9 protein-coding genes are annotated in these 16,093 nt (G+C 38.9%); 5 read left to right on the top strand and 4 right to left on the bottom strand.

Annotated features, from left to right (window positions below):
- Window positions 1-324: 324 nt before the first annotated feature.
- Entirely contained in the window at window positions 325-2,763 is a 2,439-nt protein-coding gene (locus QNI22_RS31060) for a hypothetical protein (RefSeq protein WP_314516985.1), read from the bottom strand.
- A gap of 2 nt (window positions 2,764-2,765) precedes the next feature.
- The gene (locus QNI22_RS31055; RefSeq protein WP_314516982.1) at window positions 2,766-4,172 is read right to left on the bottom strand and encodes a hypothetical protein; all 1,407 of its coding nucleotides are present in this window, start codon (window positions 4,170-4,172) and stop codon (window positions 2,766-2,768) included.
- Between the two features lie 659 nt (window positions 4,173-4,831).
- On the opposite strand from QNI22_RS31055, the gene QNI22_RS31050 reads away from it, so the two are divergent.
- Window positions 4,832-5,041, top strand: coding sequence for a hypothetical protein (locus QNI22_RS31050; RefSeq protein ID WP_314516981.1), 210 nt, complete (start codon window positions 4,832-4,834; stop codon window positions 5,039-5,041).
- A gap of 89 nt (window positions 5,042-5,130) precedes the next feature.
- Window positions 5,131-5,358 carry a hypothetical protein gene (locus QNI22_RS31045; RefSeq protein WP_314516978.1) on the top strand — a complete coding sequence of 76 codons (228 nt, stop codon included), beginning with the start codon at window positions 5,131-5,133 and terminating at the stop codon, window positions 5,356-5,358.
- Here QNI22_RS31045 and QNI22_RS31040 read toward each other — a convergent pair.
- The gene (locus tag QNI22_RS31040) at window positions 5,348-5,929 is read right to left on the bottom strand and encodes an NUMOD4 domain-containing protein (RefSeq protein ID WP_314516976.1); all 582 of its coding nucleotides are present in this window, start codon (window positions 5,927-5,929) and stop codon (window positions 5,348-5,350) included. The genes QNI22_RS31045 and QNI22_RS31040 overlap by 11 nt on opposite strands.
- Window positions 5,930-6,142: 213 nt before the next feature.
- Between QNI22_RS31040 and QNI22_RS40365 the strand changes: the two genes are divergently transcribed.
- Together QNI22_RS40365 and QNI22_RS40360 are read left to right on the top strand one after the other, a co-directional pair.
- Window positions 6,143-6,400 carry a WD40 repeat domain-containing protein gene (locus QNI22_RS40365; RefSeq protein ID WP_419836255.1) on the top strand — a complete coding sequence of 86 codons (258 nt, stop codon included), beginning with the start codon at window positions 6,143-6,145 and terminating at the stop codon, window positions 6,398-6,400.
- Between the two features lie 25 nt (window positions 6,401-6,425).
- Entirely contained in the window at window positions 6,426-6,944 is a 519-nt protein-coding gene (locus QNI22_RS40360) for a WD40 repeat domain-containing protein (RefSeq protein ID WP_419836254.1), read from the top strand.
- A gap of 141 nt (window positions 6,945-7,085) precedes the next feature.
- On the opposite strand, the gene QNI22_RS31035 is transcribed toward QNI22_RS40360, so the two are convergent.
- Window positions 7,086-10,472 (bottom strand): caspase family protein, encoded by a 3,387-nt coding sequence (locus QNI22_RS31035; protein ID WP_314516973.1) that lies wholly within the window; start codon window positions 10,470-10,472, stop codon window positions 7,086-7,088.
- 399 nt (window positions 10,473-10,871) lie between these two features.
- Between QNI22_RS31035 and QNI22_RS31030 the strand changes: the two genes are divergently transcribed.
- Window positions 10,872-15,302, top strand: coding sequence for an nSTAND1 domain-containing NTPase (locus tag QNI22_RS31030; RefSeq protein WP_314516971.1), 4,431 nt, complete (start codon window positions 10,872-10,874; stop codon window positions 15,300-15,302).
- The last annotated feature ends 791 nt before the right edge of the window (window positions 15,303-16,093 follow it).

The raw sequence follows: 16,093 nt of genomic DNA, 5'->3' as shown, positions 1-16,093 counted from the left end.
TTTTATGCATTTTTCACAAACAATTATCTTAATACACTTTAGGATATACCCTTCTGTTAATCTAGCATATACCTAGTAATATTAGGATATTTTGCCTGAAAAAATGTTATCTGTAAAAACTTCCTAATTCTCTTACAAACCTGATATGTTATGCTCTATGAAAAGCTTTACCTTTTTGTAGGACATAAGTTAGAAGCAGTCTAATTTCTTTATTGCCAAACACCGATGGTATGGAATTCATTATTCATTCATCCCAAAGCCTCTACTAAGCAAATCTAGGCTCTAATAACTACCAGCTCACTTTATAGGGAAGCACACAGGTAGTTATTTATTAAAATCCCAAACCTTTAAATTATACATTGGAATATCTATCAGCAATGATAATTGCCAACGCCAAGCGTTAGTAGGTGTCAATTCATTCACTCCATTAATTTGCTCGTATTTGTATAGAGTTGGAATGTATTGTCCACCCCAAGCTAGAGAAAGTGGTGTCTTTGGAATATTGTAACTTAAATTGAATCCGGGAGAAAAAATGTTTGACAACCGTACCTTGAAGTCATTTGGAATAGAAGCGGTGTCTCCTTTTAGTAAATAATAATTTACCAAAGCACCTATATCAAGTATGTGCAAATTTAAACTCAGCCCTCCACCCTTTCCAGTTTTTGAAAAACCCTTTGAAATGTTGAATCCAATTGGAGCGGATAAGCCTAAAGAAGGCAAATAATCTTTGGAAACTGCTGTATTGGAATAACTCCAAAATGCTCCTACATAAGAGTTGATACTCATACTCCAGTTGGTTTTCCTTTTTATAGAATAACTTCCAACTGGTAACACAGAGGCATCCAATGCTTGTTTCACTTCGTCAGATGATTGTGCATTGGCAACTGTTGAAATTAAAGTCCCATATTTCACAAAAGATTTTGAAACATTTATTAATCCTTCATATTTTTCTTCTTTTGGATTTCCTTTCGTATCCTTTTCTTGATTTCCGTCTTTTTCTAACACAGGAAATTTATGCTCGCTTATTGCACCTAGTAGAATCGAAGCATCATAAATCGCAGCGGAATATTTTTTTGTAGTGATGTGATAAGCAATGTCAACAGATGGATTCAAGAATTGTTCCACTTTGTCATATGCAGCACCAACATTTTTTCCAGTTATTTCTCTGAAAAGTGGGCTATATGCAACTTGCTTCAATGACGAAGTAAAACTTCTGTAGTAATCATACAGTGATTGTGGGGCTACGTCTACAGATTTTTCTGAGGCGGCAATCATTTTCTTTACAGCATTATTTGCAGCGTTGTAAACAGCATATGAGTTTTTAATCAAGCTACTAACTTGCGGCTCAAACTTTGGGTAGTTCTTGTGTACTTCTTTTAAAATATTGCCAAAAGAAATTTTACTGTTGTCTGGCTTATAGAAGTCAATAACTTTTTTGTCTTTTTCTCTAATTTCAAACGAAAGTAATAATCCTAAATAAACTTTGAATGCATCTTTTGTGTTAAAAAGAGAGTTCAATTGCGTTGATGAAACCCACACTTGGTTATCTTCTTTGCTGATTAAACTTTGAGAAATAAAATTGCTAAGTTCAATCGAGGATACAATATTATAATCTTCATATTTATTGGCAGAGCTCGTTTTTAAGTCGGAAAATTCCGTTGATGAAACAACTGTATTCATAAGGTCAGCTGGATTGGTAGACTGAAATCCTTCCTTAACTGAGAACATTCCTAATGCAACCCATTTTCCATCTTGCGTAACAAAAAAATCTGCAAGTTTTTTTAACCTTATCTGACATGCAGTATATTTTCTGCATTCTTCATCCTTACCGCAAATTGCAATTTTATCACAATCGCTATCTGTTAACCTTTTAATTTTGTATAAATTTTCAGGAAGATTGTGAACATCAGTTTCAAATGCTTCCTTTAATACCTGAATCACAGAAGCGTAAGAGTAGGTTTCAATAATATCTAAGAAAGAAGCTGTCTTTGGGAATGCAGTTTTTAATTCGGGATAAGCATTTAGCTGTTCTTTCATTTTACTGAAAAAAGCTTCGTTTAATTCTTCTTTTGTTCTTTCGGCCAGGAACCTTGCCAACCCTGCTGCGAAGTATGTGACATCTGTATTGCCAAGGGAGCCTAATAAGGATGCAACTTCACCCCCTTGAGGTAAATTTTCTTTTTCTGATTCCTTTCCAAAAATATCATATAAATATGGATTATCTTTAAGGTTATCTTTTGTAACCCCGTATGCAGTTAGAATTTTCTGCTTTGTTTGAGGGATAGTCTTTATGTCAAGAAGTTTCATCACATCATAGTAAATATACCCTGCTACATATCCTTCGTCTTTTGCAGGACTACCGGAACTACTAGCATCATTTTGCTTAATTGTCAGAATAAAATCTTTACCTGCAATTGTGAGCACGATTTCATTTGAAGGAATATTATTTTCTCCAGGATTTGTTTGAATCCTACCTTGATTATCTTCTAACTTATAAATAAATGGGTCAGATGCATGAAATTTTAACTCACCGGTTCCAAAAACCTGATGTTCATTTATTTTTTGATTGTCGGCTTTGTTTTTTAACAATAACTCTTTTCCATTGAAGTCAGTGGTAAAACTAATTTCAATAGGAGTGGTTAAATTTGTGAGTTGGTCACTTGTAGATGGGCTACTGTTAACCATTTTAAATGACACATTTGAACCTTGTGAAAAGGCAAACGCAGAAATTAATAAAAGCGGAACCAGTATTATTTTTTTCATTTTTACACAGTTCTAAAGTTGAAAGAATTGAGTGTTTCTTGAATTGGTAAAACAAAAGTAAACTTGTTGTTACCCCCTAGGAGCAAGCCGATTAGTTTACCAGTTGCTTTGTGGTAAACACAGCTTCCTGAATCACCACCAACTGAAACTGTTTGTGATGTGGTTCTGTCATTTGTGCTTCCGATTAAAATAATATCTCTAATATATCGTGGTAAGTTGAAATACTTTATTTCAAACGAAACATTAAAGTCCAAAATAAAAACATCACGCTTATTATTTTGTCTTGATGCAATCGTAGCGTTTGGCGTTGCTGAATTCAAGTCATTCTCCGATACTTTATAAAAAACATTACCAAATGAAATGTAGTTGTTGAGAAGGTTTGATTTATCTTCAAGTTCAGCAATAGCAATATCCTGATTGAATTTCATTTGTTGAAAGAAAAGCGTTGCTTTGGGGTTGCCATTTAACAAAACATCTCTTTTTTGATTTTGTCCTAATACTCCTCCGTAATTGAAATAGTCGCCATAAGTAAACACATGACCTGCGGTTACAACACCTTTAAAATTATTATTTGTTGTTGATTCAACAATACAACAAATTGAGCCAAAATAGTCTGGACTGTTTGAATCGCTTAACTCATCTGTGGCTTGTCCAATATGGGGTTTGGCTATGCCTGTATCAGCAACAATTTCTGTTGGAACTTTTAAAACTGAACCACTTTTTAAAGTTACGTCTACTTCCTTTGGAATACTTGCGGTTTGATTGTCCTTTACATAGATAGTAACGCAGCTGTCACCTTTCTTTAAAGTATCGCTCACGCTTTCAATGTTAGGGTATTTTACAAGTAATACATCTCTGTTTTGAATTACTGCAAGTCGTGATATTTCTGCTTTGGTTAAAGCATTGTCGTTGATATCTGGCGTTGTTATTGAATTAGGAGAAAATGATTTTGCATTTTCAAAATATGCTTGTGTTGCTTTTGCTCCGAACAAAAACGCAATAACTCCTATCCAAAAACCATCTAATCCAATTTCAGTAAGTGAATGTTTATCCCAACCCACTTTAAGAATTAACATACAAATTACATTAGCAAACATGAACACAACTATTCGCATTGTGCTTATATCCTTTGTCTGCCCCTTCAACATGTCAGGAAACGCAAATGCTACCCCTAACATTATTGTGAAAAATGCAATTGGGACTTCAGTTGATTCAGGATGTTCATCAAGTTTGAGGAAAGGAAAAATGTCAATGATTCCACTTGGTAAAAGAAATGATGCAAAGTAGGTGATACCAAGTGTTATCAAAAGGAATCCGAACAACTGCACGTAAGTTAGTTTGCCTTCATCTTTTTTTATGAGGTTCCTTTTTACAAAGTTTTTTCCTCTGCTGTTAAACTTGAATTTCATATCTTTTGATGTTATGAGTTTTATAAACGGCTATTTTTCAAGCTTGGATTTTGGGTTGACCTGTACGCTTGCAAATGTGCTGTTTGCAGGCTGACAAAAAATTTCATAATATTTTGTGCATAGTTAATAATATTAAACACCAAGCACTGATCTGTAGCATTGGCAAGTCAGCCGAAGTTGTCTGGACTGGTTGTATTTATATGTTTGCCCAATGGTCAAGTCTGTTGTTGTCTGTTTGGTGTAAGTTTGTCCATTTCAAATTAGCGCTGTCGTTAAATAGCATTGCCCATAACTCGTAAATATGTGAACCTTTGGGCTCGCTTGAAACAATGCGACAAAATGACACCTGTGTTTCAAAGCGATGAAAAAAAACTATTCAACTAGTTCATAAACAGACACTTGTGTTTTAAAATGGTTAAATTATTTTTTACAAAATACACTGATTGAATGGCTACTTTTGTAGATTGTATCAAGGTGCAAATACAAAGTAGATTACAGATTTGTCAATACCTCATTTGAGGTATTTTTGTGTTATAAGGTAGCCTATAAGGAATAATAAATCTCCTTACAATCCATTATAACTCATTTAGTATCATCATTCTGAAAGTGTGCATTTGACCCTTGATAGTTTTGGCCATTCATACTAAACAGTCCCCAAAATGGGAAAGGTCATTGCCAAACTCGGCATCAAAAAGAAAACTGGTCATCTGTATTACCTCAACTCCAAAGGGGATCTGGTCGAAACAGAAATGACCTGGTTTAAATCCGCTCGCACCCATCACACCTCCAGTGCCATGGATGGGTTTACCCGGAAGCGAAAAAAGAAAGCGGCTCCCCGGAAAAAAACATCTTCCAAACGCCGAAGCTAAGCAGCATGGCTACTACAATGGCTATTGCCAAGGCTCAAGCCCTAGCTCAGGCGTAGCGCATCCGGATCATTGCCCTTGAGTATGATCCCTTGCCAGCCCCTACACAGGCTCCCATGCCTGCGGGTGTGGTAAACGTGCCTTTGTCTCAGATCAAAACCAACAAAAGCCTGTTTCAGAACCGGGAAGATGACTATTCACAAGAAAGTGTCAACCGGATTTTAGCAGCAGTTAATGCCGGTACGTTCCGGTTTGGAATGACGCCAACTGATGTTGAAGTGCCTAAGAAAGCAGATCGTCAAAAGGCATCTATTGCTTGAGTTTTTTTCGATTTTTATGCACCTGCTGTTTATGCTCCTTGGCTGTAACCCGTCTAAGTTGACTGGCTGAAAACTGTAATGGATCATTGCCTCCTAGTATCAAAATGTGTCTGTCTGTAATATCAAATGCTTCCACAAAATGAGAATAGACAAGCCTTGTGATAGAAATAAAACGCTTTGTTTTACTTTGAGTCACACCTACTGACAAAGATCCTCGTTCATATTTAAGATGCATAATCTGAGTAGGAAGCCAGATCTTTCTTCCTGCAGCCGAATTCCATGCAGCTTTTTTACGAACTCGTTCCAGACTCGAAATTTCATACAGTGTTTCATAGTCCTGAATGGGTTTCCATTGTTCTCCAACCAGATCCTTTTCAGATAAATTAAGGCAAGCGGCAATGGAATCCGATAGGGGAGGGCAGCCTAACTTTTGCCATAGTTTTTCATTCAGAGCCGGAAGTATTTTAAGCTTCTCACTGGCAGAAGAAATGGTTGGTTTTGCCTGATCCAGGCCTGTGATCGGGAGCCAGCGGAAACCGCCTGCACTAAAGCATCTGCAATACGGTGGCATGCAGATTGGAGTATCTCTGCTCCGATGAGATGCAACGACTTCGTCAGTTAGAAGATGAGAATCGCAAACTCCTCTCCCTGCGGACAACAAGTACTGACCGCGTCAGAGGAAGGGACGGCCCTTTTGTATGGTGTACAAGGAGATTTCTCGTATAGTTTCAAGGGCTTAGGAAAAATTAAACAAGCTGTATTCTCGCCTAGTGGTTAACAACTACTGGTAGCATCTGCTGATCGCAATGCCAGACTGCTCGATCTTAACGGGAACGTATTACACATCTTCAAGCACCAGGGAGCTGTTAACTGTGTGGCATTTTCAACCAAGCAGGTACTTACTACATCTGCCGACGGTTCGGCCCGGTTATGGACTTTGAAGGGAGATTCTCTGTTACGTTTTGATCATGTCCGAGAAGTCACTAACACAATGTTTTCTCCCTCGGGCGATCTGATACTAAGGATTTTGAAAGACGGTTAGATTATGGAATTTAAAAGGAGACGCCATAGACAGCCTCGAATATGCAGGTTTTAAAATTCATGGCGCAACCTTCACATCTGACGGGAGGCAGGTTATTACAACTTCAATAAACGGTACCGTTCGCATCTGGAATTCAAAAGGTGATTCCATAAGCAGTTATAATCATGCAGAAGCAATCAATATCGCTGTGTTTTCTCCCGATGGGCAACAGTTGATTAAGTCCACCAGAAGTGGAATGAGTAAATTGTGTAATTTAAAGGGAGATTCTTTATTGACTTTCGCCCAGTCCGGCTCGACTAGAAATGTGGCTTTTTCTCTTGATGGGAAGTATGTACTACTCACGTCGTGGGCTGAAATAGTTACACTATGCAACTCACAAGGAGAACTGTTAGCTAACTATACGTACCCTGGTGCATTCAATAGCGTAGTATTTTCCCCTGACGGCAAAAGAATACTCATCAGTACGGCAAACGGAACAATTCATGTATTGTATACGCCTAAAGCAATCCTAGATGAAGTTTCTTCAACACGAATTGCCCCCTAACAACGGATTTAAAACAAAGGTAGAAGATTACTCGGTCTAGTCCATTAAAATATGGAGTTGGAAAAGAAAGCGAGTTTTCACGTTCTACATGGATGTATAAGAAATACCAAAATCTACAGTATATAGAGTAACTAAACTACTTTACTTACTACTGAGAACGATTCTCATTGCTTCTTCATTATTGAAGTAATTTAGGTGATCACAAGCAACATAATAGATTTCAGGCTTCTTCTTCCAGGTAGAAGAGTCTAACTGCTCGATGCTTCTGACGGTAACTGCGATGTCATTGGGATTCTTGAATATCAATGTGTCAAGTGCCAGATATGCACCCCGCTTACGGACTATTGTAAATAGCTTCATTAGTTTTGTGGCGGTATCATCAATTTTTGGACTAATCAGTTGTGTATTGCCTGCGACTACGATATAAGGTATTTTTGGGTCCGTTCCATTATTCAATGCTTTATAGAACGGAGAATCACTATGCATTTGCTTTAACGAGTTCTGTGTTCCTCGAACCGCCTTACCAAAGAGAGAGATTGCCAATGTCCAAGGCTTTAGAAAAGCGACTCCATTGATCGCCATTGTGATCAGTGATTCTGCCATGTCGCGAACATCAGACCAGGCGCTGCCATTGTTAGGTGTGCCAAGCATGAATAATTTAGACACGACTTTGTTACCCTTCTTTTGTTCAATGAACCAGCGTGATACCAAACCTCCCATCGAGTGCGCAATGATTATCAACTCCTTACCATGTCCGGGTGCCAACCCCACATCTGCAAGCTTCTCACCAAGCATTGAGCCATTGTCTTCTATGGATGTGTCAAGATTTTCATAGTCAAAGGTGAGTACAAGTCCGAATTGTTTGTTGATCGAACCAAATTCACTAAACACCATTGCAGCGCTTTGGGCCATTCCTTCCGTATCACCGATTATTCCATGAACAAATACAGCAATTGATGTTGCTTCTTTGACCTTTGCTGCGATTGTGGGAACATCGTTGTTATATTCTACGTTACCATCAACCACAGTCGGTATGGCTAACCTCGGATAGTTAAACCTTAGTCCGATCTTTTTACCGATCACCTTCTGAAAATAGATCTTGATCGAACCAAGAAAACTCTTTTTCGTAATCGTCGCGTCAGTAGGCGTTTCAGATGAAAGTGTTTCAATGATTACCTTACCATCATGGAAGTATCCTAGCGGAAAATACAGTCCGGTCTCTGCATTGTATCCAATGGGCAGGATGCTTTCGTCGGAGTTTTCGACTTCTGAAAGCCTGATTTTTAATGGGTTTTGTGGAGAAACGGAATCGATGTTTTTCACATCTTGCAGTTCTATAACATCCATCACTACCTCAGTGCGTGTTGTTCCGCCAGCCAAATCAATCGGCACTAGTGCTGAATTATGGTTAGCCTGATGAGGAGGGAGGATCGAGTCTGCCACCTTGGAGGTCAAACTTGAACTTGACAGATTGACTTTTGCTACCAATTCGTGACCCTCGATAACGATCCCCGCAATCTGGGTTTCCTTGTGCGGTCCAATCTCAACTATATCCAAAGGTCTAGTTATTCGAAGGCCGATAGTTTCCGTCTTCCACTCTACTTGTGAGTCAGCCAGCTCGACAACTTCGCACGAAATTCCACGTTTAGCAGTGCTTTTACTCTTTAGATTCTTGGTCAAAAGGTTTGGTAGTTCAATTCCTGGCTGATCGATGTCGCTTGTCTTAATTGGAGATGTACTAATCAATATTTTAATGTATTCTATAATAGAATTGTACCCTAAATCAAGATATTCCTTTTTCTCAATAATTAGTGGTATTACCTCTACCTGTCTCATCCCTTTATTCCATGTCAACCAGGCTTCCTTTCCAGGCTTAAGCTCCAATTGATTGAGCAGCGTACCTTGTATTCCGAAGTTCATGCTCAAATAGACGGGTGAAAAGAAGAGTGTCACATTAGACATATTTTTTATCTTCACCATAATCGACGGTTGCGTCCATGTCTGGTTGATGAATTTATAATGCAAATCTGTGATAGCAGCAAGATCTTGTTGTTCTATGAAGTCAACGGCGCTCCTGCTATTGGTTGGGGATAAATACAAACTAATTAAATAATCGTTATTTGTGATAACCGTAGTTGTGTTTTGTAATTCGAGAAGGTGGATCCACTTGCAGAATCGTTCAATTTGTCCAATAAATTGTATTCTCTGAGCATCTATATCCAATAATAAAGGTTTAAATATAGGCTTTTCAGATCCCTTTGCGAACAGAGCGATGGTTCCATTTTTATAACCCACTATATATTGTCCATCAAACTCTGTAAATGCAAACTGGTCCGGTTGCATCATACGTTCAGTATCCAGTAATAATTCTTTTATTTTCTGGGGAATAGAGAAATGTAAGCCAATCTTTATCGGTCTGGCTTGAGCTCTCTTGACTATTGCTGAATACGGCTGCACGGTAACCATCCCTTCGATCGCCTCAATCAAGGATTCGTCAGGTGTTGGATCAGCAATGACCTTTGTTTCTCCAATTCCGTCTATTAATATTTTGTCGCCTTTTCTTATACCATGAAACTTCCCCCCTTTCAGATACCATTGATTATCTTGCGTTGAATGGTATACCAATCGTTTGCCATCGGATTTGAGAAAACTATCTGTCAGGAATATCTTATTCTCATCTAGCTGCGAGAGCCCTCCATCTATATTTAAGGTCGGGTCTTGGTCTGAAACGAGGTGCTTCACAGAGATCCTTGCAAGATCAATCAATTCGCGATAACTGATGCGGCCTTCACATCGTGTCAGCTCTTTGATCAATGAGTAAGTAAATACCCCTCTTTGCTCACCCTCGATTTTTAGTTCTTTTGACGTCTGGTGGTCTCTCGATGCTCCCAGATGAATATGTCGTCCACGCGCAACGTTGTATTGCTCCCTGCCACTCTGGCCTACTGACTTTTCAAATGCATGTTGCCCCTCAATGATAAGGTCGTATCCATAGTATTCATTGAAAGTCTGAGGAATAGTATTGGGGGAAGCCATTCTTTCGACAACATCACTATCAAAGATGTTTTTTGTGATAGTTCCAGAATGGCAACAGTCGGTAATAACGACAAAAGTTACATTCGGTTTCCCAATCATAGCTTGCCAGATCAACACGCTAAGCTCTTTATCCATCAAATCACGTCCGCCAGACTGCCGGCTATCAATGCAAACCAGTGATTCATTTAAGCCGTCGGTCTCTGTCCAGAATTCTGGCGGCGCAGGCGAAAACGATCCATGACCACTATAATAAAACAGACATACGTCATCATCTTCAGCGTCTTTAAAGCAAGCAAAAGAACTAATAAGATTATCACGCGTCGGTTTGACTTCTTCGTTGTCAGTCAGTATCTTCAGCTTTAAAGGAATGCCGACAGCGGTGGTTGAGTCGATCAGGTATTTCTTTACCGCATTAACATCATTGATACAGCCTTGAAGTGGCTTGACTGGGTATCCATTGATACCTACAAGGAGTGCGTGGAGAGTTGGCATTTTTTGTGGCACCACCCATTGTTGCCTTCAATAGCAATGCTGGGCTCTTAATAAGGTTATGATCAATAAGTGAAAAGGTTCAGAAGTTGCTTTAAGTTAATTATGCGGGAAACTATATCCAAAATTCAGTTAAGCAATATTGATCAGATTCACCACAATCAGCTTTATCATTTTATTCCGATCAACAAATAGCCCAATACAAATACCGATAAATTTCATTTGATAGCTTGAGCATTGACTAGTAGCTATTATTACCGGCAACTAGCATTGTGAGCACTATGGGACTAGGCTCAGGATCGTAGAAGACCGGCAATGAATAATTACAGAATTCGAAGCTGTATTTCTGGAGCATTCTTTTTAACTTGTAATTAATCGACACGCATTCTGAATCGCGTTACCATGTCTCAATTAGCAGATTATTTTTCAAAAAGCAAAGCCTATTTGGTCGGCGTCGAAAATTATACTGAGTCACGTCTTTACACACCTGCAAACGATATAAAAAAGCTCGCGGCAGCCTTGACCAAACACGAGTTCCTACGTGAAGACATTGTCACAAGAATAGATGTTAACAAGACTGAGTTCGAGGCCCTGATTGAAGAAATGAGGCGTGACGTTTCAACAAACGAACGGGTACTGTTCTACTTTGCCGGGCACGGAGTAGCACACGAGGGGGAACAGCCTAAGGGATTTCTATTGCCCGTTGACGCAGCAGGGACTGTCGACAGTTTTATCGACATGGACTGGCTTATGGAACAGTTTTCTCATCTGACATGTCGGCATTTTTTGCTCATCCTTGATTGTTGTTTTGCCGGGACCGTTAGATGGGCTGCTGAGAGGTACCGCGGCATTGGAGAAGAAATAGTAAGGAAGTTGTATCGCCAGAAGTTTGATCGCTATGTAAACGATGTCTCCTGGCAAGTCATAACATCCTGTTCTGCTAACGAAAAAGCTATTGATCGAATCTTGCGATTAGGATATCGAGACAATGTCGAAGAGCACAACTCTCCATTTGCTGAAATATTGATCAGTATTCTGGAAAAATCACCTTACGACAAGGTGATTTTTCCAGATGGAATCATAACAACTATTGGACTGTATCATTGTTTAGAAACACAATTAAATCGGTATCTCGAAAAGCATGGGGTCGAGCATGTTCAATCCCCATCCTACTTTCAACTAAAGCAACACAAAAAAGGGCAGTTTATTTTTGTGCGCCCTGGTGCATTAGCATCTTTGCCTGATCTTAGTGGTGACAATCCCTACAGGGGACTATCAGCATATTCGTCCTCGGATGCCCACCTGTTTTTTGGAAGAGATCGAGTTATCGACATATTGGTAACTAAACTCAAAAACTCATCAAATCGTGTTATCGTAGTAACCGGTGCTTCCGGAATTGGAAAATCTTCATTGATTAACGCCGGATTGAAACCACGTGTAATGAATGACTTTTCCTGTTTTGTCTCCACACACCCTGGTAGGATAAAAGATAATCCAGACATTAGGGAGGAAATACTTTCGGCTATCACAGGGGCTGGAAAAATAATTCTTTTCATCGATCAATTCGAAGAAATTACCCAGGTATGTGATGCTTCAGAGCAGTTGGTTTGGACTCAACTCATTCAACATATAATCAATGAATTCCCATCCGCTAAGTTTCTGATTGGTGTTAGAATTGACTTAGAGGTACAAATAGAAGACCTCCTTAACGAAGTTTTTAAGAAATATGATCGATACATTGTTCCTCCATTCCAACGAGATGAAATTGAAGCTGCAATTGTTCAACCAGCATCCCAATATGCCATCCAGATTAAATCTATCGAAAATAACGATATCGCAGACAATAAATTTATAAGCAGGATTGTGGATGAAGCATTTCAATCACAAAGCAGTTTGCCCTTACTGTCCTACGCATTAGAAGAATGGTACATTCAATCTGTTGCAAATACGGGTGAACGGCTTTTGCCAGAACAAATATATCTTGATCTTGGTGGGGTCACAGGAACGTTGGGAAAAATAATGGCAAGATTTGACACCAAACTGGATTCGCAAAGCAAGGAAGTATTGAAGAACATACTCATCAGAATGGTTTCCATCACTGATTCTGTTGTCTCAAAGAAAAAAGCATATGATTCTGATCTTGATTTTGTAAGTGACAGTAAGCGGAAAAGAGCGAAGGAATTACTAGAGAAACTTCTAGATTCAAGATTGATTAGTACGAATGCGAATGTGTTAAGGCAAACTCAAGAAAGAATCTATTACGAGCCAGCACATGACTATGTAGTCACTTCGTGGAGCCATTTAGTTCAATGGATAGCAGAGAGCAAAGAAAAGGTTGAAACTTATAAGCGCTTAGCAGAAGATGTACGCAGTTGGGACTTTTCTTCAAAAAGAAAGACAAATACCCTATGGAAAAAGGGCCAGCATCTTTCAGTCATAATAGATGATTTAAATACTATACGAAAACCAGATCTGTTCCACAAAATTTTAACAAATGTATTTTTTGCAGGCGTTCCATCTCCAAAAAGCTTCGAAGATACCTTTCTTACAAAAAAGGAGTCATTATTCCTTGCTCGCAGTTTTCAGCAAATTAGAACTCAACGACTGGCCGTAAGTATAATAACGATGGTCCTACTTCTCAGTTTTGGAGCAGTAGCCTTCATTAACTACAAGACTAACTTGACTGCACAGGCTGCGCTTTTGAACTCTTCTATTGATGGTAATTCACCAAGTGAAAAACTTCTAATCCTAAAAGAAGCGTACTCATTAGATCCCAATCAAGCCGGGGTGATGAATAACATCGTAAAGTTACTTAACTTGAGCCCTTGCTTCATTTCACCCTTTGCTCAGGATATTCTTTATCTGTCGGGTAGCACAGCGAGAGGAATCTATCGTGATAACGCTACTGGAGCCCTACTTACGACTGCCGATTCAATGCTCGTCTACTGGGATGCAAATCTAACTAAAACAGAATTTAAAACCGAGGGAATCATCCAGCATGCTGGCTTTGTGGGAAACACATCCTGGTTCTACTACTACATCTTTCGGGGCCCATTGAAAATATTTGATGCAAATAAAAATCTCGTCCTTTCGGAAAATGATGCGGGTTTCAATAGTATCCTCAGAAGTCGCAGTGTACACTACGTTGATTACTCGACAAGTTCTTCACAATTTCTAATAGTGACAACAGAAAATGCTTCCGCGGCGGAATACAACTCAATAATTATCAGCTGCCTCGACATCCACGGACAAATCATAAAGCATGATACCTTATCGATTGACACAATCTCAAGTTTTAATGTATATCATAATAATGAAACAGATGAGTTATATTTTTATGACACTGAGTTTCTGGTGATTTACAATAACAAGTTAGGTGTCGCTTCGCAACATCGACTCCGGCCCGAAGAAAACTCACCAGATGGGCCGGTTGATCTTACCAAAGGGCCGATAGCAAATGATTTTCCGGTTTTTCACTATGCCAGAGATGGCAAAGCCTTTTTTTATAAACCATTCAAAGATAGTGTGTTTCTTTTTTCGTTGACGCAAAAAGGTCCTAAGCAGATAGGATTGAGTTCAGACATCCTCGACGGAGCATTCATCGATTCTACAAAAATGATGATTTTGATAAAAAAGAATAGCATAGAAGTTTTAGACGAAAACTTGGACCTTCTTAGAAGAAAGGAAATGCGTCAAAATTTGGTTTCGGTTAAAGAATCAGAACGGAGAACCTTATTTTTAATCGAGGACGTTGACGGAAAGGGATATTTGTTCGATGACAATCTTGCCATCCAATTGCTGCTAGAAAAGGACTACAATTTCTCTGGTGCTACAATCGATGAATTAACAGGGATGCTTCTATTGACATCGCGGGAAAAATCTTTTTATACGTTTAATCTCAAAAATAGAAATCACCTTTTCAGCTCAGAGTGTCAAAGTCAGATTGTTCCAATCAATAAGGGGAACTGCTTTGCATCGTGGAACGACGATTACGATCTTTTCCAGACCTTTGAAACCAATGGGCTTATCAATTCGATTACACTGGATTCTTCAATTTTAAATGTGTCCGCAATTCCCGGCAAAGATTCAGTTATTGTAGCCACACTTAAAGGCATCTATCTGTTAAATTCAAAATGTAATGTGCTTACCCATCAGGATCTTTTACCTAAAAGCATCCAACAGCATATTTTATTTTTGAAAAACACAAGCAAATTTATTCTTTACTATGACTCTACTATTCAAATATTTTCTCATGATCTAAAAAAAATGTGTTCGTTAAATTTTCAGTCAGAGATCTCCGACATCGTTTCAACTCATGGAGATAGATTTATTGTGCTCCTCAGAAATGGTACTGTAGAGTCATATAATACAGACTTCATAAAACAATGGACTCTTTCAGATAAAAGGCTGGCAGTTAATTTCTTCGGTGATCAATTGATATATTCATCATCTAGCGTTTTCAAAATAAACACAGCAGGTGAGTACATTGCCTTCGATACATTAGGTACTCATTGGACATCGGGTACTTTGCTAAAAAACACGAGTCTTCCAGGCGGAAATTTCTTGTTTTCAGGAGAACTGAACATGTACCTCTATGCACCTCCTTATACGGGTATGTTTCAAAGCAAACCAACATATAATATTGGACTACATGAAAGGAGTGGGAAACTCATTTTTACATATAGCTTTGATAGAGTTGTATCGCCGACCTTCTTTTATGAAGACAAAATCCTATTCCAAGAAAATAATACTTACGAAGCCTTTAGTCTATATACCCCCAATGGTGCCATAAAAGCATTTCATAATATCAGTATTCGTGTCGGCAGGGAGTAAATCACACTTCTCACGTCGGGGGCTTCCAAATCCAGTTACCTCATACAGATTTACTTCTAATGAACACTTGACTGCCCCTGTAAAAGTGGACCGTAGTGAAGTGGACCATAGTGAAGTAGAAAAGATCGGTGATTTTACCTAGTTTCAATTAACTAAAAAAATAGCCATGAAAAAGTAAGTTTCCCGAGGCGTAGATTGCAACCTACTACGACATCGCAGAGATGCTGTAACATCGGTTCTAACCTTGACTCAAGCCAAGCATCTGGGCGACTAGCAGGAATCTCAGTCAGAGAAGTCTGTCGGAACGTCTAACGTCTATATGAGACCATGGGCATCACAGATGCGACTTTCTACAATTATTCCTATAAATGCCTGGGCATTCTGTTGGGTCTGTCGATCAAAGGGTGCATCTCCGCGATGTCGTAGTAGAGTTCATGAGCCAGATCCAGTTGATGGAAATTAGTAGCACAGAAATTGGCAGCAAAGAAGATGTAATTCCGGTAAGGATTTAAGTAGATGATGGACAGAGTGTATATGCTCCTTTGAGTTCATCTCTAAAGTAATAGACAATGGTCAACAAATCTGATACAATTAGTTGTCAATGGGGTAATATTCATTTTTTCACGTCCGGGCAAGCCGACGTACAACGCTACAGGTTCAGAGATGACATAGCCGTCAGGCTAAGAAGTAAAAAGGATCTCGAAAGGGAGTCGGGAGTCAAATCGCTTTTCATTCTTCCTTTTCTCTTTTAAGCCATCTTTTACTATTTGTTTATAAACTTTTCGAGCAAA

The sequence above is a fragment of the Xanthocytophaga agilis genome, assembly GCF_030068605.1.
Taxonomy (GTDB): domain Bacteria; phylum Bacteroidota; class Bacteroidia; order Cytophagales; family 172606-1; genus Xanthocytophaga; species Xanthocytophaga agilis.
This window is presented reverse-complemented; position numbering and strand designations above follow the sequence as displayed.